Source organism: Bradyrhizobium sp. 134 (genome assembly GCF_023074155.1).
Taxonomy (GTDB): Bacteria; Pseudomonadota; Alphaproteobacteria; order Rhizobiales; family Xanthobacteraceae; genus Bradyrhizobium.
In genome coordinates this window covers 47212-72526 of record NZ_JADPKX010000053.1, presented here as the reverse complement: position 1 = coordinate 72526, position 25315 = coordinate 47212, and the positions used below count along the sequence as shown (strand labels likewise).

Annotated in this window: 25 protein-coding genes; 12 read left to right on the top strand and 13 right to left on the bottom strand. The window is 65.0% G+C overall.

Translation table 11 applies throughout. The features are described from left to right. Nucleotides 1–82: 82 nt before the first annotated feature. Genes IVA75_RS21105 through IVA75_RS21080 form a run of 6 tightly spaced genes read right to left on the bottom strand, consistent with a single transcriptional unit; the run spans nucleotide 83 to nucleotide 5241 of the window. Nucleotides 83–898 (bottom strand): c-type cytochrome, encoded by an 816-nt coding sequence (locus IVA75_RS21105; RefSeq protein ID WP_247286090.1) that lies wholly within the window; start codon nucleotides 896–898, stop codon nucleotides 83–85. Beyond that, on the bottom strand, nucleotides 898–2520 hold the full coding sequence (locus tag IVA75_RS21100; RefSeq protein ID WP_247286088.1) for a b(o/a)3-type cytochrome-c oxidase subunit 1: 1623 nt from the start codon (nucleotides 2518–2520) through the stop codon (nucleotides 898–900). Before IVA75_RS21100 ends, IVA75_RS21105 begins: the two co-directional genes overlap by 1 nt. Beyond that, on the bottom strand, nucleotides 2507–3082 hold the full coding sequence (locus IVA75_RS21095; protein ID WP_247286087.1) for a cytochrome C oxidase subunit II: 576 nt from the start codon (nucleotides 3080–3082) through the stop codon (nucleotides 2507–2509). The genes IVA75_RS21100 and IVA75_RS21095 overlap by 14 nt, the downstream gene beginning before the upstream one ends. Continuing rightward, nucleotides 3079–3255, bottom strand: a complete 177-nt coding sequence (locus tag IVA75_RS21090) for a hypothetical protein (protein WP_247286085.1) — start codon at nucleotides 3253–3255, stop codon at nucleotides 3079–3081. The genes IVA75_RS21095 and IVA75_RS21090 overlap by 4 nt, the downstream gene beginning before the upstream one ends. A 7-nt stretch (nucleotides 3256–3262) precedes the next feature. Further along, a complete protein-coding gene (locus tag IVA75_RS21085; protein WP_247286084.1) occupies nucleotides 3263–4525 on the bottom strand; it encodes a cytochrome c in 1263 nt (420 codons plus the stop codon). An 8-nt stretch (nucleotides 4526–4533) separates the two neighbouring features. Next, the gene (locus IVA75_RS21080; protein ID WP_247286748.1) at nucleotides 4534–5241 is read right to left on the bottom strand and encodes a c-type cytochrome; all 708 of its coding nucleotides are present in this window, start codon (nucleotides 5239–5241) and stop codon (nucleotides 4534–4536) included. Nucleotides 5242–6136: 895 nt separating this feature from the next. On the opposite strand from IVA75_RS21080, the gene IVA75_RS21075 reads away from it, so the two are divergent. Next, nucleotides 6137–6562 carry a GFA family protein gene (locus IVA75_RS21075; protein ID WP_247286747.1) on the top strand — a complete coding sequence of 142 codons (426 nt, stop codon included), beginning with the start codon at nucleotides 6137–6139 and terminating at the stop codon, nucleotides 6560–6562. Nucleotides 6563–6580: 18 nt separating this feature from the next. Here IVA75_RS21075 and IVA75_RS21070 read toward each other — a convergent pair whose 3' ends face one another. Continuing rightward, entirely contained in the window at nucleotides 6581–7189 is a 609-nt protein-coding gene (locus IVA75_RS21070; RefSeq protein WP_247286083.1) for a CinA family protein, read from the bottom strand. Between the two features lie 3 nt (nucleotides 7190–7192). Continuing rightward, nucleotides 7193–8374, bottom strand: a complete 1182-nt coding sequence (locus IVA75_RS21065) for a bifunctional 2-C-methyl-D-erythritol 4-phosphate cytidylyltransferase/2-C-methyl-D-erythritol 2,4-cyclodiphosphate synthase (protein ID WP_247286082.1) — start codon at nucleotides 8372–8374, stop codon at nucleotides 7193–7195. A gap of 281 nt (nucleotides 8375–8655) precedes the next feature. On the opposite strand from IVA75_RS21065, the gene dusB reads away from it, so the two are divergent. The 3 genes from dusB to ntrC are packed head-to-tail and all read left to right on the top strand — an operon-like array spanning nucleotide 8656 to nucleotide 12281. Next, nucleotides 8656–9657, top strand: a complete 1002-nt coding sequence (dusB, locus tag IVA75_RS21060; RefSeq protein WP_247286745.1) for a tRNA dihydrouridine synthase DusB — start codon at nucleotides 8656–8658, stop codon at nucleotides 9655–9657. Further along, nucleotides 9654–10829, top strand: a complete 1176-nt coding sequence (locus tag IVA75_RS21055; protein ID WP_027566920.1) for a nitrogen regulation protein NR(II) — start codon at nucleotides 9654–9656, stop codon at nucleotides 10827–10829. Before dusB ends, IVA75_RS21055 begins: the two co-directional genes overlap by 4 nt. Before the next feature lie 9 nt (nucleotides 10830–10838). Continuing rightward, nucleotides 10839–12281 (top strand): nitrogen regulation protein NR(I), encoded by a 1443-nt coding sequence (ntrC, locus tag IVA75_RS21050; RefSeq protein ID WP_027566921.1) that lies wholly within the window; start codon nucleotides 10839–10841, stop codon nucleotides 12279–12281. Nucleotides 12282–12449: 168 nt separating this feature from the next. Here ntrC and IVA75_RS21045 read toward each other — a convergent pair whose 3' ends face one another. Continuing rightward, on the bottom strand, nucleotides 12450–12596 hold the full coding sequence (locus IVA75_RS21045) for a hypothetical protein (RefSeq protein ID WP_247286081.1): 147 nt from the start codon (nucleotides 12594–12596) through the stop codon (nucleotides 12450–12452). 174 nt (nucleotides 12597–12770) lie between these two features. On the opposite strand from IVA75_RS21045, the gene IVA75_RS21040 reads away from it, so the two are divergent. The 4 genes from IVA75_RS21040 to hflX all read left to right on the top strand — a co-directional run bounded on the left by IVA75_RS21040 (nucleotide 12771) and on the right by hflX (nucleotide 18430). After that, nucleotides 12771–15164, top strand: coding sequence for a PAS domain-containing sensor histidine kinase (locus IVA75_RS21040; RefSeq protein ID WP_247286080.1), 2394 nt, complete (start codon nucleotides 12771–12773; stop codon nucleotides 15162–15164). 15 nt (nucleotides 15165–15179) lie between these two features. Then, on the top strand, nucleotides 15180–16550 hold the full coding sequence (locus tag IVA75_RS21035; RefSeq protein ID WP_007591127.1) for a sigma-54 dependent transcriptional regulator: 1371 nt from the start codon (nucleotides 15180–15182) through the stop codon (nucleotides 16548–16550). Nucleotides 16551–16787: 237 nt separating this feature from the next. Further along, complete coding sequence (gene hfq / locus IVA75_RS21030) at nucleotides 16788–17036, top strand: RNA chaperone Hfq (protein ID WP_007591126.1); 249 nt, start codon at nucleotides 16788–16790, stop codon at nucleotides 17034–17036. A gap of 11 nt (nucleotides 17037–17047) precedes the next feature. Next, nucleotides 17048–18430, top strand: coding sequence for a GTPase HflX (hflX, locus tag IVA75_RS21025; protein WP_247286079.1), 1383 nt, complete (start codon nucleotides 17048–17050; stop codon nucleotides 18428–18430). 23 nt (nucleotides 18431–18453) lie between these two features. Here the strand turns inward: hflX and mazG are convergent, their stop codons facing one another. Next, complete coding sequence (mazG, locus tag IVA75_RS21020) at nucleotides 18454–19314, bottom strand: nucleoside triphosphate pyrophosphohydrolase (RefSeq protein WP_247286078.1); 861 nt, start codon at nucleotides 19312–19314, stop codon at nucleotides 18454–18456. Nucleotides 19315–19453: 139 nt separating this feature from the next. On the opposite strand from mazG, the gene queC reads away from it, so the two are divergent. Next, the gene (queC, locus tag IVA75_RS21015; protein WP_247286076.1) at nucleotides 19454–20167 is read left to right on the top strand and encodes a 7-cyano-7-deazaguanine synthase QueC; all 714 of its coding nucleotides are present in this window, start codon (nucleotides 19454–19456) and stop codon (nucleotides 20165–20167) included. 115 nt (nucleotides 20168–20282) lie between these two features. Here the strand turns inward: queC and IVA75_RS21010 are convergent, their stop codons facing one another. The 3 genes from IVA75_RS21010 to nthA are packed head-to-tail and all read right to left on the bottom strand — an operon-like array spanning nucleotide 20283 to nucleotide 21942. Beyond that, entirely contained in the window at nucleotides 20283–20660 is a 378-nt protein-coding gene (locus tag IVA75_RS21010) for a nitrile hydratase accessory protein (protein WP_027566926.1), read from the bottom strand. Further along, a complete protein-coding gene (nthB, locus tag IVA75_RS21005) occupies nucleotides 20660–21319 on the bottom strand; it encodes a nitrile hydratase subunit beta (protein WP_027566927.1) in 660 nt (219 codons plus the stop codon). Before nthB ends, IVA75_RS21010 begins: the two co-directional genes overlap by 1 nt. Then, a complete protein-coding gene (gene nthA / locus IVA75_RS21000) occupies nucleotides 21316–21942 on the bottom strand; it encodes a nitrile hydratase subunit alpha (RefSeq protein WP_247286074.1) in 627 nt (208 codons plus the stop codon). The genes nthB and nthA overlap by 4 nt, the downstream gene beginning before the upstream one ends. A 62-nt stretch (nucleotides 21943–22004) precedes the next feature. Between nthA and IVA75_RS20995 the strand changes: the two genes are divergently transcribed. The 3 genes from IVA75_RS20995 to IVA75_RS20985 all read left to right on the top strand — a co-directional run bounded on the left by IVA75_RS20995 (nucleotide 22005) and on the right by IVA75_RS20985 (nucleotide 25190). After that, nucleotides 22005–22763 carry a hypothetical protein gene (locus tag IVA75_RS20995; RefSeq protein ID WP_247286072.1) on the top strand — a complete coding sequence of 253 codons (759 nt, stop codon included), beginning with the start codon at nucleotides 22005–22007 and terminating at the stop codon, nucleotides 22761–22763. Nucleotides 22764–22796: 33 nt separating this feature from the next. Beyond that, nucleotides 22797–23603 (top strand): enoyl-CoA hydratase/isomerase family protein, encoded by an 807-nt coding sequence (locus IVA75_RS20990; RefSeq protein ID WP_247286070.1) that lies wholly within the window; start codon nucleotides 22797–22799, stop codon nucleotides 23601–23603. Between the two features lie 114 nt (nucleotides 23604–23717). Next, a complete protein-coding gene (locus IVA75_RS20985) occupies nucleotides 23718–25190 on the top strand; it encodes a DASS family sodium-coupled anion symporter (RefSeq protein WP_247286069.1) in 1473 nt (490 codons plus the stop codon). Nucleotides 25191–25315 lie beyond the last annotated feature (125 nt).

Sequence of the window (25315 nt, the reverse complement as noted above, 5' to 3'; positions counted from 1 at the left end):
AATCCAGAATCCCTCCGCAGAGAGACTTTGGATTGCTTCGCTGCGCTCGCAATGACAATGGGGGGCAGGCGTGCCAAAAATTTCAATCCACCGCCTTCACGACATCCGGCGGCTGCGAGGCATAATACGCCGCAGCCTGCTCGATTTCCTGCGGGGTCATCGCCCGCGCGATGTTGCGCATCTGCTGGCTGATGTCATTGCGGCGCTCGCCGGAGGCAAAGGCCTGCAGCTGCGCCTTCATGTAGGCCTCGGACTGGCCTTCGAGCCACGGGCTGCCCGTCTTGTTGTCGAGGCTGCCGTGGCAGGCGCCGCAGGGCGCGATGCCGCGCATCGGTGCGCCGTAGATCACGATGTTTGGCTTCGGCAGTTGCGGCGTCGGGTGATAGGCCGGCAGCCGCGGCAGGTAGGCGTAGTAGTTCGAGAGATCTGCGATCTCCTGGTCCGTCAAATTGACGGCGAACGGTGACATCACGGCGTTGGCGCGCGCGCCGGTGCGGAAATCATGCAGCTCCTTGTAGATCACGGCCGCGTACTGGCCGGCAAGATTGGGCGAATCCGCACGGCTGACACCGGTCGGGCCATGACAGATCGCGCAACGCTGCGCCAGCGTGGCGCCGCGTCCGATCGCCTCCTGGTTCGGGCGTGCCAGCGTGTTCGACGTCAGCACGACCCCCGACAGGCGCCTGGTCTGCTCCGGCGCCGCCACGCTTGCCGCGCGCTGCGGCACGCCGGCAGCGCTGCAGATCGCGTCCCAAACGTTGGCGAACTGAACCCAGGGCTGTGCGAAGGGCAGCACGAGGAAGCCCGCAATCGCCGTGACAATCAGGATCGCGGCGGTGATGATCACACTCGCCTTGAAATGACGATTGGTGAAGGTGAAGAGGTCGCGCGTGCTCATCACTGCGCTCCCACATAAACGGCTGGCACAGAGGTGCCCTCGGTCAGCGCCAGATTCAGGATCGGATAGCCGTAATTGGTGAGGGTTAGCGCGATCATCAGCGCCACCCACAGCGCATGAGTGTTGAGCGCGACGGGGACCGTTGTGGGCTGGTGCACCGCCAGCGCGAAGCGATAGGGGCCGGCGTCGACCTGCGGCGCGCGCATGCCGCGAGCAAGGATAACGATGAACATGATGCCCGACACCAGCAGGATGAAGCCGCCGATGGCCGAGAGGGTGACCGAGAGGGCCTGCGGCGCGATCGCGGGGTCTCCGAAGTCGAAATAGGCCATGCGGCGCGGCATGCCGAGAATGCCGACCCAGTGCCAGGGAAAGGTCGTGACGATCATGCCGATGAACCACAGCCAGAGCTGGCTGCGGATCAGGCGGACGTCGATCAGCTCGCGCCCGGTCAGATGCGGCCACAGATCATAGGCGATCGCAAAATACATGATCACGATGGCGCCGCCGAAGATCAGGTGGAAATGGCCGGTGATCCACTGCGTGTTGTGGATCGACGCATCGAGCTGATAGCTCATGTTGATGAGGCCGCCGGCGCCACCGAAGCCGAGCATGACGAATGAAAAGGCGAGGGCCAGCATCATCGGATTGTCCCAGGGCAGGGCCCTGATCCAGCCGAACATGCCGCGGCCGCCGCGCAGGCGCGCCGCGATCTCGACGGAGGCGCAGATCGTGAACACGGTCAGCAGCGTCGGCAGCGCGACCAGCGCCGTGAAAGCCGAATGGATGAACTTGAAGCCGGCGCCGACCTGCGGATCCGCGAAGGTGTGGTGCATGCCGATCGGCATCGCCACCACCAGGAACAGGATGAAGGAAATCCGCGCCATGCTGTCGGAATAGACGCGGCCGCCGATCGCACGCGGCACGATGGTGTAATAGGCGATGTAGGTCGGCATCAGCCAGAAATAGACGATGGCGTGCAGCGTCCAGGAGAAGAACACGCGCGCAAGGCCGGCGTCGATGGTGGCCTTCAGCCCCGCCGCGACCGGAATGATCTGCAGCAGCAGCTCGAGCGCGGCACCGACCGCAGTCCAGGCCCACAGATACGAGCCCGCGACATTGGCGAACATCGCCAGCGGCACCGGCGCGCCGGGATGGGCCTTGCGCCAGACGCGCAGATTGATCGACATCAGCGCGACCCAGATCCAGGAGCCGACCACGACCAGCACGACGCCAAGATAGTAGAACACGTTGCCGATCAGCGGCGGGTAGAACGTGTAGAGCACCGAAGCGCGGCCGAGCCCGACCGGGACCATCGCCATGATCGCGCCGACCACAATCAGCCAGAATCCCGCCCAAGCCCAGCGCACACCGACCAGCCGCTGCTCCAGCGCGGACTCGCTAATGGCATAGCCAAAGCCCATCGCGACCAGCGTCGGGAAGACATAGCCCATCACCGTGCCGTGCGCGGTCAGTGAGCGGTAATAGAGTTCGGGATTGGACAGCCAAGTGCCGATCGGGCTGCGGATGAACATCTGCCAGGCGCCGAGCGTGAGCGCGATGCCGAACACGGCGAAGGCCAGCCAGAAATGGGCGAGGATGAGCTTTCTATTGACCAACACAGCTCAGCCTCCCGCCACCCTTCGCGCGGTTCGCGAAGTCCGTCTTATCGATCACTTTGACCTTGCCCCACATGCCCTCGTGGCCGAAGGAGCAAAACTCCTGGCAGGGCATCAGATAGTCGCCGCTCTTCGTAAAGCGCATGAGCTGCTCGGAGATGTAGCCCGGCACCAGCATGGTGTTGACGTTGGTGCCCTGGATCAGGATGCCGTGGACGACATCGGCGCTGGTGGCGCGCAGCGTGATCGGCGTGTCGACGGGCACCACGATGCAGGCCGGCGTGAAGGAATATTGCTGGCCAATCGCGCGCACGGTGACATTGCCGTTGGCCTCCAGCACGCTGCCGAGATTGCTTTCGACGAATTCACCGCTCAGATGCAGCCGCGAGGGATCGGTGGTTTCGACGCGCGGCTGCGGCATGGTCGCGCGATGGATACCGGCGAATGCCGCCAGCAGCGCCATCATCACGACGATGATCACGGCGATGGTGGCCCAGCGCCGCTCGACGCGGGCTGCGACCTCGGCGCTGGCGCTACCGTTGCTGTGGGCTCCCTCGACGCTCATTGCAGCGAGCCGCGCGGCAGGAACACGAACAGATAGAAGGCGAACCACATCGCGACCACGCAGGCCGTGGCGATGCCGGCGACCACTATCGCGCCGGATGGGCCCTGCGCCACGACTTCCTCGATGGTCTGGTCGGCGACGGCTGGGCTGGTTGGCGGGTCGGAATTGAACATGGGGCCCTCAGTTCAGCGGTGCCGAGCGCAGCTCGTTGGCCTCGCGCGCCGAGACCGGCGTGCCGCGATTGCCCCAGGCGGTGCGGATGTAGGAGACGACGGCGGCGACCTCGTTGTCGGAGAGGAGGCCGGCGAAGGGCGGCATGCCGTAGGGCATCGGATTGCCCTTGGTGCCCGGCGGATAGCCGCCATTGAGCACCATGCGGATCGGGTTGACCGCCGACTGCATCTCGATGGACTGGTTGTTGGCGAGCGGCGGCCAGTGCGGCGGCTTGCCCTCGCCCTGGGTGCCATGACAGCTCGCGCAGTTCTTGTCGTAGACGGTCTTGCCGAGGCTGATCAGAAGGCTGCTCTCGCTGGTCGGCAGCGCCGAGCTCGCGGCCGGCGGAGGCGAGGGCTCCGCGATGCCCTTGAGGTAGACCGCCATCGCCCTGGTGTCCGCGTCATCGAGATATTGCAGACTGTTGTGCACGACCTCGGCCATCGGGCCGTAAACCACGCCGCGCATGGAAACGCCGGTCTGGAGCAGATCCGTGATGTCTTTGATGCTCCAGTCACCGAGCCCGGCCTCACGGTTCGACGTCAGCGAGGGCGCGTACCAGTTCTGCATCGGGATCAGGCCGCCTTTGAACGCGTCCGATTGCGAGGTGCCGCCGAGCGCGTTGATCGGCGAATGGCACATGCCACAATGGCCGAGGCCCTCGACCAGATAGGCGCCGCGATTCCATTCCGCCGATTTTTTCGGATCCGGCTTGAACTCGCCCTCGCTGAAGAACAGCGTGCGCCAGCCGAGGATGAGCTGGCGGTTGTCGTAAGGGAAACGCAATTCGTGCGGCTTGTTCTTCTGGTTCACCGGCGCAATCGAGCGCAGATAGGCGAAGATGGCGTCGCTGTCGGCGCGCGTGACCTTGGTGTAGGACGCAAACGGCATCGCCGGGTAGATCAGCCCGCCGTCGGGAAAGCGGCCGCTGTGCATGGTCTTGTAGAAGTCGTCGGCACTCCACTTGCCGATGCCTGTCTCCGGATCGGGCGTGATGTTGGAGGTGTACAGCGTGCCGAACGGTGTCGGCATGGCACGGCCGCCGGCAAACAGACGTCCCTCCGGCGCGGTGTGGCAGGCAGTGCAGTCGCCGGCACGGGCCAGATATTCCCCGCGCGCGATGATGTCGCCGGTCTTGTCTTTGTCCTGCGCGGCTGCTGCCGTGGTGAACGCGGCGATGGCGAGCAACTTGATGGACAGGAGCTTGATCGACAATTTGAAGCCCATCATCCGCCTCGTCAGTTGGGCTGGCTACCGCAGCCGAATGGCAGCGCATAGGTGCCTTTCGGCACGGGGGCTGGGTTCGCGGGGGCAGGCCGCGTCGCAAGCCAGGCTGCGATGGCGGTGACGTCCGTCTCGGTCAAGTGACCGGCCACGAGCTGCATGCAATCAGGGGATTTCGCGGTGCGAGTGCCATAACGCCAGCCGCCGAGCTGGGCGCTGATGTAATTGGCGCGCAAGCCGAGCAGGCCGGGGATGCCGGGCTGCATACCCGTCAGTCCAGGGCCATGACAGCTCACGCAAGCCGGAATGTTGCGGCCGGCATCGCCGCTGGTGGCGAGCAGCTCACCGTGCGCGAGGACGTCCTTGCTGACTTCGCTCGGCGCCGGCGGTGGCAGCGGTGGGTGCTCGCTGGCAAAATATTCCGCCATCGCCTCCAGGTAGGGATCGGGCAGGAATTCCAGCAGATAGTTCATTGGTGGGTATTTGCGCCGGCCGCTACGGAAAGCGAGGAGCTGGTTGTAGAGATAACCGGCCGGCTTGCCTGCGAGACGCGGGAAGTAGACGTCGCGGGTGCCTTCGCCCTTGTTGCCATGACAGGGCGTGCAGGCCTCCACCCGCGCCGCCATCGTATCCGGCGGCTGGTTAGCGGTTTGTGCGGCCGCACCATCAAAGGCGCTCAGGATGGCAATGGCGATTGCCGGAGCAGTGAAGCGAGCGAACACGCCGTCGCCCTCCAGAAAACAGGACCGGGTTGATTCCCGGCCGCAACGTAGCGGATCATTATTGCGCCAATAATTTTCCCACGCCAAGTTCAGACAGAAGCCATGACGTTTGGCCGCGGTCGATATCTGGGATCCCGATCGGATTCGACAAAGTTTGCGTGCTTTTTGAAAACTGGACATAACGCGGCGACCTCGCGACAGTTCCTGCCCGAGTCGGCGTGTGCGTACGCCCTCTGTCAGAGGGCGCAGGGAAGGCCGGGTGCCGGCTGGCACCCACGGTCCACTGTGCGAAGGTTGCGCTACAAGAGGCTGCACAGCGGCATACAGGTGAAGCCCAACACACGGCCTTCCCTGCGCAGTGGTTTGACGGCTTATGCCGAGCTCTCCCCGGGGAGCGATGCACTATTGCCCCCGTCGCCTTGCGGATGGCTGATGCAAATGCCCGGTCGGGCCGCCACATCACCACAAGACTTGACGCACAGACCCCGGGCGTCAGGACGACACGGTTTTGCCGTACGCTAATAGCATCGGTCGTGTGCGCGATGCCTTCGCTCACGGTTTCCCGCCCGGCGAAGCCCTTCGCGCCAATGTGACTAGCGTCCACCGCAGCTCATCCCACGTTTCGTGACGATCGCGATACGCCCCTCTGACCGGGATGAGGTGCGGGATGAATACGCCAAAGCCGAATTTCGGTAAAGTGGAATATCTTTGCGCGAGCGGATGGACCCGTTGTTTGTGTGTTTTGCCCGTCGGGGAACGCAAGGTCTTGTGGCCCGGATGCGCTTCGCGCATCCGGGCTGCGGGACCGTTCGCGTGGAATGCTGCTCGGCCGCGTGACGGGCTTGGTTTCCCGATCTGGGATAACGTACAAGCGACAGCAACGGGAGACGGCAACATGATGGGCGACACGAACGTTCGGGCCGGCCAGTGCCATTGCGGCACGGTGCGTTTCGAGGCGACGCTCAGCGACGGCTTCAATTCGATCCGCCGCTGCACCTGCTCCTACTGCCGCATGCGCGGCGCCGTCGTCGTCATGGCGGCAATGGGCGGGATCAAGTTCCTCCAGGGCGAGGATGCGCTCACAAGCTACCGCTTCCATACCGGATCAGCGCAGCACTTCTTCTGTTCCCGTTGCGGAATCTACACGCACCATCAGCGACGATCCGACCAATCTCTCTATGCCGTCAACGTCGCCTGCCTGGATGGGGTAAGCCCGTTCGATTTCACTGAGGTGCCGGTCATGGACGGCATCAACCACACCAACGACACCGGCCAGCCGAGGCGGCGGGCCGGCACGCTCCGCTTCATTTCGGCCGACTGACGGTGGTGGTTGCCTGGCTCAGCCGCGCGGCGACCGCGGCGGCCTGCGCTTCGCCACATGTCGGCGCGGCGAGCGTGTCACGCGCGGGCGCAGGCGGGTTACCGCGGCTTCACGGCGGGGCTTGGCCTGGGCCGGGCCGCGGGCGAGATCCATCAGCATGCGCAGGGCCTCAACCACGGAGCGCTGACGGACGGCGGTGCGTCCAATCGCGCCGAAGCGGTGCTCCCGATGGGCGATGCGGCCGTCGCGCGCGGCAACGGCGAAATGCACGAGGCCAACCGGCTTGCCGGGCGTGGCACCGCCGGGGCCGGCAATGCCGGTGATGGCGACCGCAAGATCGACCCCGGCACGCTCCAGCGCGCCGACCGCCATGGCCGTTGCGGTCTCCCTGCTGACGGCGCCGAAATTCGCAAGCGTGCCGGCCTCGACGCCGAGCATCGCGCGCTTGGCGTCGTTGGAATAGGTGACGAAGCCCCGATCGATCACGTCGGAGGAGCCGGGAATGTCGGTCAGCGCGCCGGCAACCAGGCCGCCGGTGCAGGATTCGGCGGTCGCGATCGTCAGCTTGCGCATCCGGCACAGATCGAGCAGCGAGCGGGAGAGGGCGCGTGCGTCGCTGCCGGCCATGGTCTAGACACTCCAGGGCAGGCGGATGGTAGCGCTCGCGGTGGCCGCGATGCCTTCCTCGCGGCCGGTGAAGCCGAGCCGCTCACTGGTGGTCGCCTTGACCGCGACCCGGGAGATGTCGACGCCGGAGATCTCGGCGATGCGCGCGCGCATGGTGTCGCGCAAGGGGCCGATCTTCGGCCGCTCGCAGATCATGGTCACCTCGAGATTGGCGATGCGGCCGCCGCGCTGGGTGACGCGCTCGATGGCGTATTTCAAAAACTGGTCGGAGGAGGCGCCCTTCCACTTCGCGTCGCTGGGCGGGAAGTGCGATCCGATATCGCCGTCGGCGAGCGCGCCGAGGATGGCGTCGACCAGCGCATGCAGGCCGACATCGCCGTCAGAATGGGCCAGGAATCCCTTGGTGTGCGGTACGCGCACGCCGCAGATCATGAGATGGTCGCCCTCGCCGAAGGCGTGGACGTCGTAGCCCGTGCCGGTCCTGATGTCGCCGAGCAGGCTGGCCAGCCGCGCTTCCTCGCGCACGAAATCCTCGGGAGTGGTGAGCTTCATGTTGGCAACATCGCCTTCAAAGGTTGCAACCGTCAATCCCGCCCATTCGGCAATCGCGGCATCGTCGGTGAAATCGCTGCGGCCGTCCTTGGCCGCGCGACGATGCGCTTCGAGGATGACGTCGAAGCGAAAGGATTGCGGCGTCTGTGCGATCCGCAATCGCGCCCGATCCGGCGTGTCCTCGACATTACCGTTCTCGCCGGTGACCTTGATGGTGTCGGTGACGGGAACGGCGGGGATCGCGGCGCCGGTGCGGCTGGCCGCATCGATCGCGCGGGTGATCACGCCTTCCGAAACGAAGGGGCGCGCGGCGTCGTGGATCAGGACGATGTCGGGCTTGTGCCTGGCGAGCGCTTCGAGACCGGCGAGCACCGAGGCCTGCCGGGTTGCGCCGCCATTGACCGGAGCCTCGTGGCTGAGCCCTGCGATCGCCGCAGTGAATATGGCACTGTCATCGGGGTTCACGACCGGCTGAACCGCGAACACGTCCGCATGACGGCTGAAGGCCTCCATGGCGCGATAGATCACCGGCACGCCGCCGATCTCGCGATATTGCTTGGGGCCGCCGGCGCCTGCGCGCAGGCCGCGTCCGGCCGCGACGAGGACGACTGCGGTGCGCTGTGATTTCGCCATAGGACTCAAATACTCATTTGCTGATGAAGAGAGTCGGGGGTGGGGTGATTGCCGCATGCCTCTAGCACGGCAGGCCCGCAAAAAAAGGGGGTTTCCCCGGATTGTGGGAAACAGCATTTTGCTGCACCGCACTTGAAAGATTGTCAGATCTGTCTAAACTGTAGGCATGACGCTTGACTGCACAAGAATTGTGCGCAAGATAGGTCATGGCAGGCGCGATGAGGCGCTGCCAACGCAACGAGACCCCTGTGACCGGCTCGGCAGTATCAGGCTCTAAGCCATTGAAGATAGGCGATATTGATGTCGCCACCCCGGTCTTCCTGGCGCCGATGTCGGGGGTAACTGACTCGCCCGTCCGCCGGCTGGCCGCGGAGTTGGGGGCGGGTCTGGTGGTATCCGAAATGACGGCCAGCGACGAACTCGCCAATGGCCATCGGATGTCCCGGTTGCGCTGCGAAGCCACCGGGATCGGTCCGCACGTGGTCCAGCTCGCCGGTTGCGAGACGCACTGGATGGCAGAGGGCGCCCGGATTGCCGAAGCCGACGGCGCCGACATTATCGACATCAACATGGGCTGTCCGGCCCGTCACGTCACCGGCGGCCAGTCCGGTTCCGCCTTGATGCGCGACCTCGACCACGCCGTCAGCCTGATCGAAGCGACGATCGCGGCGGTAAAGGTACCGGTGACGCTGAAGATGCGACTCGGCTGGGACGACCGCACCCGCAATGCGCCGGAACTGGCGCGTCGCGCGCAGGCGTCAGGCATCAAGCTCGTCACCGTGCACGGCCGCACCCGCTGCCAGTTCTACAAGGGCGAGGCCGATTGGGACGCGATCCGCGCCGTACGCGAGGCCATCTCCATTCCGCTCGTCGTCAATGGCGACATCACCACTTTCGAGAAGGCGCTCGCGGCGTTAGAGGCCTCCGGCGCCGATGCCGTGATGATCGGCCGCGGTGCGCAGGGCCAGCCCTGGCTGCCCGGCCAGATCGGCCGGCGCTTGAGGGGCGGGGCGGCGGAAGCCACGCCGTCGCTCGAGACGCAGCTGCATTACGTCCGCACGCTTTATGAGGGCGTCTGCGCGCTCTACGGCCTGCGCATCGGTCTGCGGCACGCGCGAAAACATCTGGGCTGGGCGCTCGACGTCGCGGCCGATGCGAGCCGCGCGCCGGCCGAGAAACTGAAATCCTGGCGCCAGAAAATCCTCACCTCGGAGGATCCGCGCCTCGTCCACCGGTCACTGCAAGATGCCTTCGACGACTTCGCATGGAGCGCCGCTGCATGAGCTCAGCCGCTGAACATCGTCGGCCGTTTCCGTCCGACAGCGATGCCATCCTGGATGCACTGCCCAATCCCGTGCTCATGATCGGACCGGACGGCAAGATCGTCGCCGCCAACATCGCAACCGAAGCCTTCTTCGATATCTCGACGCAGTTTTTGAAGCGGCAGTCGCTGAAAGAGCTGGTGCCGTTCGGCAGCCCCTTGCTGGCGCTGATCGATCAGGTGCGTTCGTCGAACGCGCCGGTCAACGAATACAAGGTCGATCTGGGCACGCCACGCATGGGCGGAGACCGCCAGGTCGATCTGCATGTTGCCCCCGTCACGGAACGGCCCGGCCATATCGTGGTGATGCTCCAGGAGCGCTCCATCGCCGACAAGATGGACCGCCAGCTCACCCATCGCAGCGCCGCGCGCTCGGTGATCGCGCTCGCCGCGATGCTGGCGCATGAAATCAAGAACCCGCTCTCCGGCATCCGCGGCGCGGCGCAGCTCCTGGAGCAGCAGGCCTCCTCGGAAGACCGCATGCTGACGCGGCTGATCTGCGACGAGGCCGATCGTATCGTGACGCTGGTCGACCGCATGGAGGTGTTCGGCGACGAGCGCCCCGTGGTGCGCGGCCCCGTCAACATCCATTCGGTGCTCGATCACGTCAAACGGCTGGCGCAGTCCGGCTTTGCCCGCAACATCCGCTTCGTCGAGGACTACGATCCCTCGCTGCCGCCGGTACTGGCGAACCAGGACCAGCTCATCCAGGTGTTCCTCAACCTGGTGAAGAACGCCGCCGAAGCGCTGATCGACGTTCCCGACGGCGAAATCCAGCTCACCACCGCGTTTCGCCCCGGCGTGCGCCTGTCAGTCCCCGGTCAAAAATCCCGTGTATCCCTGCCGCTCGAATTCTGCGTGAAGGACAACGGACCAGGCGTGCCTGACGATCTTCTGCCAAACCTGTTCGATCCCTTCGTCACCACCAAGCAGACCGGCTCGGGTCTGGGCCTCGCGCTGGTCGCAAAGATCATCGGGGATCACGGGGGCATCATCGAATGCGAATCTCAGCCGCGGAAGACCACCTTCCGCGTGCTGATGCCGATGTATTCCACATCGGTGAAACATGCCGATCAAAGCAGTCGCGACGGCTCTGCCGGGAAGTCGTCGTCTGCGTCACAGGGGGCAAAATGAGGATTAACGATGCCCGCAGGTAGCATTCTCGTTGCTGATGACGACACCGCCATCCGCACGGTTCTCAACCAGGCACTATCGCGCGCCGGCTACGAGGTGCGGCTGACCGGCAATGCCGCGACGCTGTGGCGATGGGTCAGCCAGGGGGAGGGCGATCTCGTCATCACCGACGTGGTGATGCCCGACGAGAACGCGTTCGACCTGTTGCCGCGGATCAAGAAGATGCGGCCAAATTTGCCGGTCATCGTCATGAGCGCGCAAAACACCTTCATGACGGCGATCCGCGCCTCCGAGCGCGGCGCCTATGAATATCTGCCGAAGCCCTTCGACCTGAAGGAGCTGATCGCCATCGTCGGCCGCGCGCTGGCCGAGCCGAAGGAGCGGGTCTCGACGCCGAACGAGGACGCCGAGATGGAGGCGATCCCGCTGGTCGGCCGCTCGCCGGCGATGCAGGAGATCTATCGCGTGCTGGCGCGCCTGATGCAGACCGACCTCACCGTGATGATCACGGGCGAGTCCGGTACCGGCAAGGAGCTGGTGGCGCGCGCGCTGCACGACTACGGCAAGCGCCGCAACGGCCCGTTCGTCGCGGTCAACATGGCGGCAATCCCGCGCGACCTGATCGAGTCCGAACTGTTCGGACACGAGCGCGGTGCCTTCACCGGCGCCAACACCCGCGCCTCCGGCCGCTTCGAGCAGGCCGAGGGCGGCACGCTGTTCCTGGACGAGATCGGCGACATGCCGATGGAGGCGCAGACCCGCCTGCTGCGCGTGCTTCAGCAGGGCGAATACACCACGGTCGGCGGCCGCACCCCGATCAAGACCGACGTGCGCATCGTCGCGGCCTCCAACAAGGATCTGCGCGTCCTGATCCAGCAGGGCCTGTTCCGCGAAGATCTGTTCTTCCGTCTCAACGTCGTGCCGCTGCGGCTGCCGCCGTTGCGCGAGCGCATCGAGGATCTGCCCGATCTCATCCGTCATTTCTTCGCGCTGGCCGAGAAGGACGGACTGCCGCCGAAGAAGCTCGACGCGCTGGCGCTGGAGCGGATGAAGCAGCACCGCTGGCCGGGCAACGTACGCGAGCTCGAGAACCTCGCCCGTCGCCTCGCGGCGCTTTATCCGCAGGACGTGATCACGGGCTCCGTCATCGACGGCGAGTTGGCGCCACCTACGGTCAGCCCGGGTGCCGCAGTCCAGCATGGCGTCGACAATCTCGGCGGCGCCGTGGAAGCGTATCTCTCCTCGCACTTTCAGGGCTTCCCGAACGGCGTGCCGCCGCCGGGCCTCTATCACCGCATCTTGAAAGAGATCGAGGTGCCGCTACTCACGGCCGCGCTCGCCGCGACCCGCGGCAACCAGATCCGCGCGGCCGATCTGCTCGGCCTCAACCGCAACACGCTGCGGAAGAAGATCCGGGATCTCGATATCCAGGTGTACCGGAGCGGGGGCTAGCATCCCCGCAACGGACGGTGGCTCAGCTCCCCCTACCAAGCGGAGCTGAGCCTGTCCGGATCGCGCTGGCCGTTGTGGCTGACGCGGTGATCAGAAGTCCGGACCGGACTGAAATGTTCCGCAGGAACATTCAAACGATGATTTCAGCCGCGGGATGCGGCCTCACACCTATCTGACAAACCGGCCTGCGACCTGTATCGCGCTGGCGACGTTCGCATTGGGCTCCTGCACCCCGACACCGTTGACCAGGAGGTCGGCCGCCACGATCAGCAGCAGCACGGCCGACACCATCATTGCGAGAAAGAACCTGTGCATGCTGGTCAAGCCGTGAGGGCCGGAATGCGTTCCCGCCCTCCGGCATGTCGCTGTGGATGCGCGGGTCGGTCGCGGCGAGGGCGCCGCGGAATTGTCGCAATTCGGCAACAATGTGGTACGAATACATCAGTATCCGCCCGCCGCGGACCCCGTTTTTCAGCACCCATTGCCGGAATGACCAGCGCAGACACCTCGGCCGCATCCTTTGACACGGCCCCAGCTGAAGAGCCCCGGCGGTGGTCGGCGCGACGCTGGCTGGCGCCGTTCGCCGTGGCGCTGGCCCTGCTGTCGGCCTGCCTGACATTCCTGGTCCTGACCGGCCTCACGTCAATCGAGCCGACCCCTGCGGTTGTCCGCTCGTTCTATCTGATCAATGCGGGCACGATCCTGCTGCTGGTCGGCATTATCATCCGCGAGCTCTGGCAGCTGATTCTGGCGCGACGCCGCGGCAGGGCGGCCGCGCGCCTCCATGTCCAGATCGTCAGCCTGTTCTCGATCGTGGCGGTGCTGCCGGCGGTGCTGGTCGCCGTCGTCGCCAACGTCACCATCGAGCGCGGCCTCGACCGCCTGTTCTCCGGCCCGACCAAGGAGGTGATCCAGAATTCGCTGACGATCGCGCGCGCCTACATGCAGGACCACGCGCAGCTGATCCGGGGCGACATTCTCGGGATGGCCAACGACATCGCCCACGCCCGGCCGCTCTACGACCAGGATCGCCGCTCTTTTCGCGAATTGCTGACGTCCAGCGCCGCCTCGCGCAATTTGCCGGGCGCGATGATCATCGACAAGAACACCAACATTCTCGAATCCGCCGATACCGGCATGCGGCTGGCCTATTCGCCGCCGGCGCCGGACTTCCTCAGCAACGTCAACGAATCCGAACCCGAGATCGCGGTGCTGCCCGATGCGAGCTTCGTCGCCGCGGTGGTCCGCTTGCGCGCCTTCAGCGACACCTTCCTCTACGTCGCGCGGCCGCTCGATCCGAACGTCGTCAACCAGCTCAAGCAGACCGAGGTCAGCGTCGCCGAATACGCCCAGATCGAGTCGCGCCGGCTCGGCATCCAGGTCGCGTTCGCGCTGATGTTCGCGGTGATCGCGCTGACCATCCTGATGGCCTCGGTGCTGATCGGCCTCAACTTCGCCAATTCGCTGGTCTCGCCGATCCGGCGGCTGATGAACGCGGCCCAGACGGTCTCGACGGGCGACCTCCATGTGAAAGTGCCGGTGCACCAGTCGGAAGGCGACCTCGCCCAGCTGGGTGAGACCTTCAACAAGATGACGGAGGAGTTGCGCAGCCAGCGCGACGAGCTCGTCAACGCCAGCGACCTCATCGACAGCCGCCGCCGCTTCATCGAGGCGGTGCTGTCGTCCGCGAGCGCCGGCATCATCGGCGTGGATAATTCAGGCAGCGTCGGCATCCTCAACCGTTCCGCCGAAAAGCTGATCGGGCACTCCGAAGCCGAGACGCTCGGCCATCCGCTCTCCGACGTGCTGCCCGAGCTCGAGGAGATGATGAAGACGGCGCGGGAAGGGACCCAGCGCCTGGTGCAGGGGCAGATCACGATCACGCGGGACGGGCAGGAACGCAATCTGTCGGTCCGCGTCAGCGCCGAGAAGACCAGCCAGCCGCACGACAGCTACATCATCACGCTCGACGACATCACCGAACTGGTCTCGGCGCAGCGCACCTCGGCCTGGGGCGACGTCGCGCGCCGCATCGCGCATGAGATCAAGAACCCGCTGACCCCGATCCAGCTCTCCGCCGAGCGCATTCGCCGCAAATTCGGCAAGGACATCACCGAGGGCAAGGACAAGCAGATCTTCGAACAGTGCACCGACACCATCGTGCGTCAGGTCGACGATATCCGCCGCATGGTCGACGAGTTCTCGCGCTTTGCGCGGATGCCGAAGCCGGTGATGGAGGGTGAGGACGTCGCCGACGCAGTGCGGCAGGCGGTGTTCCTGATGAAGGTCGCCCACCCCGAGATCGATATCGAGGCCGAGTTCAAGGAAGACCCGCTGCGCGCCCAGTTCGACCGGCGGCTGATCTCGCAGGCCGTCACCAACATCGTCAAGAACGCCACCGAGGCGATCGAGCAGGTTCCCCTGGAGGAGCTCGGCAAGGGCCGGATCGACGTCGTGGTCTCGCGCGAGGGCGAGGACGTGCTGATCGACGTCGTCGACAACGGCATCGGCCTGCCCAAGGTGGCGCGCTCGCGCCTGCTCGAGCCCTATGTGACGACACGCGCCAAGGGCACCGGCCTTGGGCTCGCGATCGTCGGTCGCGTGCTGGAAGACCATGGCGGGCGCATCGAGCTGAAGGATGCCTCGGACTTCCGCGAGGGCCAGCGTGGCGCCTGGATGCGGATGCGTTTTGCGATCTCCGGCGCTCCCGCGAAGAGCGAGGGGGCCGAACCGGCGGGCGGGGCAACGACCAAGCCGGAAATCGGCGAAACGGCCACGCAATCCGTCAAGGATCCGGAAACAACGCAAGCGGCTGTCGAAACCAAAGAGCCGTCTGAAAAGACCAATGATTCAACGAAGATCGAAGCCTCAACAGGCAGCTGAGAAAACAGGCGACCCATGGCAAGTGAAATTCTGATTGTCGATGATGAGGCCGATATTCGGGATCTCGTTGCGGGCATCCTCGAAGACGAGGGCTTCGTGACCCGGACCGCGCGCGACAGCGATACGGCGCTCGCCGAGATCGCCAACCGCAGGCCGCATCTGGTGTTCCTCGACATCTGGCTGCAGGGCTCCAAGCTCGACGGCTTGCAGCTCCTGGAGCAGGTCAAGAAGGACAACCCCGATCTCCCGGTCGTGATGATCTCCGGCCACGGCAACATCGAGACCGCGGTCGCCGCGATCAAGCGTGGGGCCTACGACTTCATCGAGAAGCCGTTCAAGACCGACCGGCTGATCCTGGTCGCCAACCGTGCACTGGAGAACTCGCGGCTCAAGCGCGAGGTCAAGGAGCTGAAGCAGCTCGCGCCGAGCGCAAGCTCGCTGGTCGGCCGCTCGCCCAGCATGAACCAGCTGCGCCAGACCATCGAGCGTGCGGCCAAGGCCAACAGCCGCATCCTGATCGTCGGTCCCGCCGGTGCCGGCAAGGAACTGACCGCCCGCACGTTGCACACGGCCTCGGGCCGCGCCGACGGCCCCTTCGTCGTCATCAACGCCGCTGCGATCACGCCCGAGCGGATGGAGCACGAGCTGTTCGGCATCGAGCAGTCCAACGGCGAGCACGCGCGCAAGCCCGGCGCGCTCGAAGAGGCCCACGGCGGCACGCTGTTCATCGACGAAATCGCGGACATGCCGCGCGAGACCCAGAACAAGATCTTGCGCGTGCTGGTCGAGCAGTCGTTCCAGCGCGTCGGCGGCAACGGCAAGGTCCAGGTCGACGTCCGCATCATCTCCTCCACCGCGCGCAATCTGGAAGAGGAGATCGCGGCCGGCCATTTTCGCGAGGATCTCTATCATCGGCTCTCGGTGGTGCCGATCCGCGTGCCCGCATTGTCGGAGCGGCGTGAGGACATTCCGGAATTGATCGACTATTTCATGGAGCAGATCTCCGCGGGCAGCGGCCTGCCCAAGCGGCAGATCGGCCAGGACGCGATGGCGGTGCTGCAGTCGCATGTCTGGCCGGGCAATGTGCGCCAGCTCCGCAACAACGTTGAGAGAGTCATGATTCTGGCCGCGGGCGGGCCTGAGGTCATCATCACTGCCGACATGCTGCCGCAGGATGTCGGCTCCATGGTGCCGGCGATGCCGACCAGCAACAATGGCGAGCACATCATGGGCCTGCCGCTGCGCGAAGCGCGCGAAGTGTTCGAGCGCGACTATTTGATTGCACAGATCAGCCGTTTCTCAGGAAATATTTCTCGCACGGCCGAGTTTGTTGGCATGGAACGCTCGGCACTGCACCGGAAGTTGAAGGCGCTCGGCGTCGGCTAACGCTGCGACGTCGTTGGAATAGGCGAGGAAAATCATCGATTTCCGTAGTTTTTCGGGGCAATACGGCGTGGGCTGCCGCGTGAAGCGGCTTGCCTAATAAGCCTACCTGTCCTCTAATCGAACCGCTGTCCCTCCGAGGGGGATCTCATGAGGGACGGCACCGGACGAGGACCCCGGATTTTCAAAAGAGGGCCGCAACCGGCGCAATAAAAAGAAACTCAAAGCGAGAAAAAAACAATGGCGGCAGACCGCGCACAAAACCTGCAGGACACCTTCCTTAATCACGTTCGCAAAACCAAAACGCCACTGACGATCTTTCTGGTCAACGGAGTGAAGCTCCAGGGCATCGTGACCTGGTTCGACAATTTCTGTTTGCTGCTTCGGCGCGACGGTCACTCGCAACTCGTCTACAAGCATGCGATCTCGACCATCATGCCGGGCGCTCCGATCCAGTTGTTCGAAGGCGGCGAGGACCAGCCGGCTTGAGAGTGATCTGATTGGAACCCCGGAATTTCGACGGGGATGCCGACCGTCCGCGGTCGGCAGGGGGTACGCAGACGGGGCGGGTGCTTGTCATCGGTCCCTATTTGCGGGTGCGCGCAGGCAATGCCGACGCGCAATCGGAAGCTCATGTCCTGCGTGACGCGGAAGCCCGGCTCGACGAAGCTGCCGGCCTCGCGCGCGCGATCGATCTCGTCGTTGCCGATGCCATCATCGCGCCGATCAACCAGATCCGCCCTGCGACCTATATCGGCAAGGGCAAGGTCGAGGAGATCGCTGCGCTCGCCAAGAGCCTCGACGTCGAGCTCGTGGTGATGGATTGCGCGCTTGCGCCGATCCAGCAGCGCAATCTCGAGAAGGAGCTGCAGGCAAAGGTGCTCGATCGCACCGGGCTCATTTTGGAAATCTTCGGCCGCCGCGCCAAGACCAAGGAAGGCTCGCTCCAGGTCGAGCTCGCGCATCTCAACTATCAACGTTCGCGCCTGGTGCGCTCATGGACCCATCTCGAACGCCAGCGCGGCGGCTTTGGATTCATGGGCGGTCCCGGCGAGACCCAGATCGAAGCCGACCGCCGCCTGATCCAGGAGCGCATCTCCAAGCTCGAGGGCGAGCTGAAGAAGGTGCAGGCCACACGCCGCCTGCATCGCGCAGGCCGCCAGCGCGTGCCGTACCGCGTCGTGGCGCTGGTCGGCTACACCAATGCCGGCAAGTCGACGCTGTTCAACCGCCTGACCCGCGCCGACGTGCAGGCCGCCGACATGCTGTTCGCCACGCTGGATCCGACCCTGCGTGCGCTCACCCTGCCGCATGGCGGCAAGGCGATGCTGTCGGACACCGTCGGTTTCATCTCCAATTTGCCGACGCAGCTCGTCGCCGCCTTCCGCGCCACGCTGGAGGAGGTGCTGGAAGCCGACGTCATCCTGCATGTGCGCGACATCTCGCACGACGACGCCGAGGCGCAGCAGAGCGACGTCGACGCCGTGCTGCGCCAGCTCGGCATCAATCCCGATGACTCAGGCCGCATCATCGAGGTCTGGAACAAGATCGACCGTTATGGTCCCGAACAGCGCGAAGAGCTTTTGAACATCGCGGCGCGCAGGCCGGAGGATCATCCGGCGATGCTGGTGTCGGCCGTGTCGGGCGAGGGGGTCGACGCACTGCTCGCCGCGATCGAGGAGCGCTTGGCTGCCAAGCGCATCACGCTCGACCTCTCGATCGATGCCTCCGACGGCGCCGGCATCAGCTGGCTGCATCGGAATTCCGAGGTGCTGGCGAAAGAGCTGCACGACGGCCGCTTCGACATGACGGTCCGGGTGGACGAGACCAAGCGGGATATCGTGGTGAACCGGTTTGACGCCGTGCCGCGACTGTCGGCATAACAGGTTTCGTCCCGGCGAAGGAGTTAGCCGCGCGCCTGGTTGCTTTTCTCGGCCGGTGCGGCGCTTTTCTCCTCGCTCTTCGCCGCGTTCCACAACGCGTCCATCTCGGCGAGCGACGCCTGCTCCAGCGTGCGGCCCTGCGCCTCCAGCGCCCGCTCGATGAACCCAAACCGGCGCTCGAACTTCGCGTTGGTCGCGCGAAGCGCGGCTTCCGGATCGGCATCGACATGGCGGGCGAGATTGACCAGCGCGAACATCAGGTCGCCGGTCTCTTCCGCGAGGCCCTCGCTGTCGTTGCGATCAAGCGCGGCCTCGATCTCGTCGGCCTCCTCGCGGATTTTTGCCAGCACCGCGCGCGGATCGTTCCAGTCAAAGCCGACAGTGGAGGCCTTGCGCTGCAGCTCCACGGCGCGCGTCAGCGCGGGCTGGCCGGCCTTCACGCCTGACAGCAGCGATTTGTGCGACGACGCTTCCTGCGGCGGCCGGCGCGCAGCGCGCTCGGCTTTCTCCTCCGCCTTGATGCGGTCCCAGACCTCCTTGACGTGGGAGGAGGCGAGGTTGCCCTCCTTGTCGGCGAAAACGTGAGGATGGCGCCGGATCATTTTTCGCGTGATGGCCTCGACGACATCTCCAAACGCGAACGCGTTCTGCTCCGATGCCATCTGGGCGTGGAAGACGACCTGGAGCAGCAGGTCGCCGAGCTCCTCGCAGAGATCGTCGAGGTCGCCGCGGCTGATGGCCTCGACCACCTCATAGGCTTCCTCGATCGTATAGGGCGCGATGGTCGCAAAATTCTGCTCGAGGTCCCAGGGGCAGCCTGTCACCGGAGTGCGCAGCGCCGCCATGATCTCGATCAGGCGGGAAATGTCGCGGGAAGGGGTCATTGCGGGGCAGTCTCCTGGCTCCCAAGCCTTATGCCAAAAGCGAGCTCCCGTTCCCAGCGCAGCGCGGCGGAACAGGGTGATTTCCACCGGTTGGCGGGCCGGATTGGCGAGCAGCGTGCGCAATGCTAAAGCGCGGGCCATGAGCGACGTATTTTCATCCGGAACCGCATTGGTGCTGTTCTCCGGCGGCCAGGATTCCACCACCTGCCTTGCCTGGGCGCTGAACCGGTTTGCGCGCGTGGAGACGCTGGGGTTCGATTACGGCCAGCGCCACGCCATCGAGCTTGCCTGCCGTGACCGACTGTTCGACGGCATCAAGGATCTGCGCGCGGATTGGGCTTCCAGGCTTGGCGAGAGCCACACGCTGTCGATCCCAACGCTCGCGGCCGTATCCGAGACGGCGCTGACGCGCGACGTCGCGATCGCGATGGGCGCCGACGGCCTGCCGAACACGTTCGTGCCCGGCCGCAATCTGGTGTTCTTGACATTCGCCGCGGCACTGGCCTACCGGCGCGGCATCAGTCACATCGTCGGCGGCATGTGCGAGACCGACTATTCCGGTTATCCCGATTGCCGCGACGACACCATTCGCGCGATGCAGGCCGCGCTGTCGCTCGGCATGGCCCGCAAGTTCGAGTTGCACACACCGCTGATGTGGATCGACAAGGCCGCGACGTGGAAGCTCGCCCATGAGCTCGGCGGCGACGGGCTGGTCGATCTCATCCGCGAGCAGTCGCACACCTGCTATATCGGCGAACGCGGCGCGCAGCATGATTGGGGATACGGCTGCGGCGAGTGCCCTGCGTGCAGCCTGCGGGCAAAGGGGTGGCGGGAGTACGTGGCGGGGCGGTGAGGTGCCTCACTCCGCCGTCATTGAGAGGAGCTCTTGCGACGAAGCAATCCAGACTGCCTCTGCTGAGGGATTCTGGATTGCTTCGCTACGTTCGCAATGACGGGTATGCGCGATCTTACCGAAAATCCTCCGCCTTCAGCTCGATCGGCTTGCCGTGCGGGGTGCGATCTGCCGCGTGATCCCAGGCGTCGCGGTAGCGATGCAGCGTCTCCGCAGACGCAACGCCCTTGCGCGCGACGAGACCTTCCAGCGTGGCGAGCCAATGGAGATAGTAGGTCTCGCCAGTATCGGGATCGCCGGCCGCCTGCGCGCGCTTGATCTCGGAGGCCAGGGCTGCCGCCCATTCGGGCCAGGTGAACACGCCGCGCTCGTGCAGCGTCAGAGCCATCGCGAAGGCGTGCGCTTCCCAGGGCGCGCGGAACACGGGGCCGTCGTCATCGCGCGGAATGCTCGGGATCGCTGCCGTCGCGGCAGCAGCAGCCGTGCTGCTCATCACGCCGGGTCCAGATACGGCTCGAACGCATCGATCGAGACTTTCGAGGTCGGATCGCCGTCGGCGCCCCAGAGATCGCGGCCCTCGAATACCACCGTGTAGAGCCATTGCGGATTCTCGCCGAGCTCCATCGCCGCCGAGTCCGGAAATACGTGGCAGCCATGGTTGAGCTCGACGACGCCGACATGGCCGCGCACGTAGCGCGGCAGGCGGGTGTGGGTCGCCGGATGAATGTTCTTCGCGCGGACCTTGTCACCGATCTTGTATTTCGCCAGTGCCGGGGCAGGGCGGGCGAACTTGCCGCGCACCATGATGCGCTCGACCTGGCCGAGATCGAACTTGCCGTGCTTCAGCGCCTTGGACGGCTGCATCGCATGGCCGGCGGCGACTTCCTCCCGGGTGAGATAGCCTTTCTCGATCAGCATCTCCTCGAGCCCGAGAAACCATTTCTTGTAATAGGAGCTCGACAGGTACACGTGCGGCGGAATCGTCTCGCGATAGAAGCGCGAGGTGTCGATGTTGAAGGCGCCGGCCGCGCCCATCGCGCGCACCATGGCGAGAACACGCGACTCCCATTCCTCGTGAAACACCGGCTCGTTGGGCTCGGGCTCGACCTTGCCGAAGCCGTCCATGCCGCCCATGTCGTGCACGCCGTTCATGACGGCGCTCCGGGCGCTTTGGGAAAGCCGGTGCCGATCATGGAATCGCGCGTGACCAGCTCGGCGAGCTGCTCCTCGCTCCAGCCGTCGGTCCCCGCGGGGCGCATCGGCAGCACAAGAAAGCGCGTTTCGGCGGTCGAATCCCATACCCGGATTTCAACGTCCTTGGCGACCTGCACGCCGAAATCGGCGAGCACGCCGCGCGGGTCCTTCACCGCGCGGGAGCGATAGGGCGCGGCCTTGTACCAGACCGGCGGCAGCCCCAGCATTTCCCAAGGGTAGCAGGAGCACAGTGTGCACACGACCATGTTGTGACGCTGCGGCGTGTTCTCGACCACGACGAGGTGGTCGCCGACGCGGCTGACATGGCCGAACGTGCCGATCGCCTTCGAGCCGTCCTCCAGCAGTGCCGTCTTGAAAGCCGGATCGCTCCAGGCCTTGGCGACGACGCGCGCGCCGTTATGGGGACCGATCCGGGTCTCATAGGCCTGGATGATGGCGTCGAGCGCGGCTGGCTCGACATAGCCTTTTTCGGTCAGGATCGTCTCGAGCGCGCGCACGCGCAGCTCGGTCTCCGACAGCTCGGAATGGTCGTGATCGTGGTGATGATGATGGTCGCTCATAGGGCGAAGATAGTCCCAGAATCCGGGCGTTGTCGAGGCGAAGACTCTGCTAACATCGCACCATGGGCTGGGCTGCAAGAACTGGGATAACCGCCGCAATCGCGGCTCTTGGCGCATTCGCGGCGCAGGATGCGCGCGCCGCGAATGGCGCCTATGCGGTCGATGCCGCCGACATTTCCGAGGTCGGCTCCTGCAAGGTGGAGAGCTGGCTGTCGACGGCTTCCAACACGGATTTTTCGGCGGTCGCCAATCCCTCCTGTGTCGTCGATCCCTTCAGGCCGATCGAGCTGAGCCTGCAGACCATCCGAGCCCGGAGCGATGGCGACTGGAGCACGACGGTCGCGCCAAAAGCCAAGACGAATTTCATCCCGACCGGGATCGGCCGGTGGGGATTGTCGGCCTATGGCGGCGGATCGTTCGACGCGGCGACCGGCGAGGCGCTATCCGCCTTTGCCGTCATCCCCGCGACCCTCCGCCTGTCCGAGACCATGCGCATCAACGTCAATGGCGGCTGGCTCTGGGATCGCACGGTGGATCGCCATTACCTGACCTACGGCATCGGCTTCGATTGGAAATTCACCGACACCCTGCAATGGACGATCGAGGCGTACGGGCAGGCCGGCGCCTCCGAGATCGCAAGCATCGTGCAGCCGCGTTTCCAGACCGGCGTCCGCTACCGGCCGAACGAGATCTTCTCCGTCGATGTGATCTACGGCCGCAACATCACCGGCGAAAATGCCAACTGGATCACCATCGGGACCACGGTCCGGTTTCCGATCCATGGAAGCGAACCCGAACATCGGCGTACCGGGCATCTGTGAGCGCCAGGAAGACCAAGACCAGGGGAGTTTGCGTTGCCTGATTATGTGAAGATCGAGAAGGGCATCGGGCCGGAGGGGCGGATTGCGGTGGTGCGGTTCGACCGCGGCGACGGCATCAATGCGCTATCGCCAGAGGCGTTACGCCAGCTCACCGCGGCCGCGCGCAGTTTCGAGGATGACGCCGCAACCTCTGTCGTGGTGCTGACAGGCAGCGCGGCCGCGTTCAGCGCCGGCTTCGACCTCAAGGATGCCGAAGGCCGCGCGCGCAAGGACATGGACCTCGGCACGCTGCGGCGGCATCTCAAGCTCGGACCGCGCCTGACCCACGCCTGGCAGGAGATGGAGCAGATCACGATCGCCGCCATCGAGGGCTTTTGCGTCGGCGGCGGCGTGGCGCTCGCCGTCGCGCTCGACTTCCGCGTCATGGGACGCGATGCCCATCTGCGGGTGCCCGAGATCGGGCTCGGCATGAACATGAGCTGGCAAAGCATTCCGCGCATGCTGCATTTGATCGGCCCGGCTCGGACCAAGCAGGCGGTGATCCTGGCCGATCAGCGCATCAGCGCGGATGAAGCCTATGACTGGGGCCTGGTCGAGCAGGTGGTCGATCCCGGCCATGCGTTCGATGCCGCGATGGAGCTTGCGCGCAAGGTGGCAGCGCAGCCGCCGCTCTCCGTTGCCATGACGAAACTCACGGTCAACCGGCTGGCGCATGCGCTGGATAATCTCGCCAGCCACATGGACGTCGACCAGTTCGCCCTGGCAAGCCTTAGCGAGGACCACAAGGAGGGCGTCGATGCGTTCCTGACGCGACGCAAACCGAAGTTCAGAGGGCGGTAGAAGCAGGCTCGGGCCATTGATTGCGCCGCGGACTATCCGTATACGCGGCGCTGGGACAAAATAGGCCCGATCAACGGGCCGGCAGACGACAACGACGATCGAGGGGGAGGGCCCATGGCCACTAGCTCGCAGGCGCCTGAGGCGAAAGGGTTTCGCTGGAAGCTGATCGCGCCGCTCGCGGTGTGGCTGGTGATCTATCTGTGGCCGGTGCCGGCAGGGCTCAACGTCAATCAGTGGCACTATTTTGCCGTCTTCGCGGCCGTCATCACCGGGCTCATCCTGGAATCGATGCCGGTCGGCGCGGTCGGCCTGATCGGGCTGACGGTTGCCGGCGTCGGCGGTTATATCGATCCCGATCCGACCAAGTCGCTGCGCTGGATGCTGGCGGGCTTTGCCGAGAGCACGGTGTGGCTGATCGTCGGCGCCTTCGTGTTCTCGATCGGGTACCGCAAGAGCCACCTGGGCCGGCGTATTGCGCTCGTGCTGGTGCAAAAGCTCGGCACCAACACGCTCGGTCTCGGCTATGCAGTGGCGATGTCGGACTTTTTGCTGGCGCCGGCGACACCGTCCAACACCGCGCGCAGCGGCGGCATCGTCTATCCCATCATCAGCAACATCCCGCGCATCTACGGCTCCGAGCCGGGACCGACCGCCGGCAAGATCGGCACCTACGTGATGTGGACCGCGTTCGCGTCGACCGCCGTCACCAGCTCATTGTTTTTCACCGCGCTCGCGCCCAATGCAGCGGCGCTCGCCATCGCCAAGAAGACCGTCGGAATCGACGTCAGCTGGGCGCAGTGGTTCATCGGCTTTGCGCCGCTCGGCCTCCTTCTGATGGTGCTGGTCCCGCTGCTCAGCTACGCGGTCTGCCGCCCCGAGGTGAAGAGCAGCCCGGAAATTTCCGAATGGGCATCGAAGGAGCTCGCGGAGATGGGCCCGATGTCGCGCAATGAGTGGATCATGCTGGCGCTGATCCTGCTCGCGATGTTCCTGTGGATCGCGGGCTCTAGCCCGGACATCCGCGTGCCGCTTCTGGGCTCGAATTTCGTCAACGCCACCACCGTCGTGTTCATCGTGATCTCGCTGATGCTGGTGACGGGCGTGATCGAGTTTGCCGACATCGTCGCCGAGAAGGGCGCCTGGGAGGTGTTCTTCTATTTCACCTCGCTGCTGACGCTGGCTTCGGGCCTCAACGAGATCGGCTTCATCAAATGGTTCGCGACCGAATATGCAAAGCCGCTCGCCGGGCTGTCGCCGTCGACCGCAATGCTCCTGCTGGTCGCACTGTTCTTCTGGATCCACTATTTCTTCTCGAGCATCACCTCGCATGCCGCCGCCGTGCTGCCCGTGGTGCTCGCGGTCGGATCCGGCATCCCCGACCTGCCGGTCACGACGCTCGCCATGCTCTGCATGTATTCGCTCGGCCTGATGGGGGTGATCTCGCCTTACGCAACGGGGCCGGCGCCGATGTATTTCGGCAGTGGCTATATCGGCAAGGGTCAGTTCTGGGGTTTTGGGCTGATTTTCGGGGTGCTCTATTTCGCAGGGCTCCTGCTGATCGTATGGCCCTGGTTGCGGGTCACCTGAGCCGGGGCGAGGGCCAAGACGGCGGCAGATGAATTTTCTTCAGTGGGGAGAAATCTGGAAAACTTCGTCCAACTCCCTACAAATATCTGACATTGCCAGAGCGACCCGAAAGGGGGAAGGTGCGT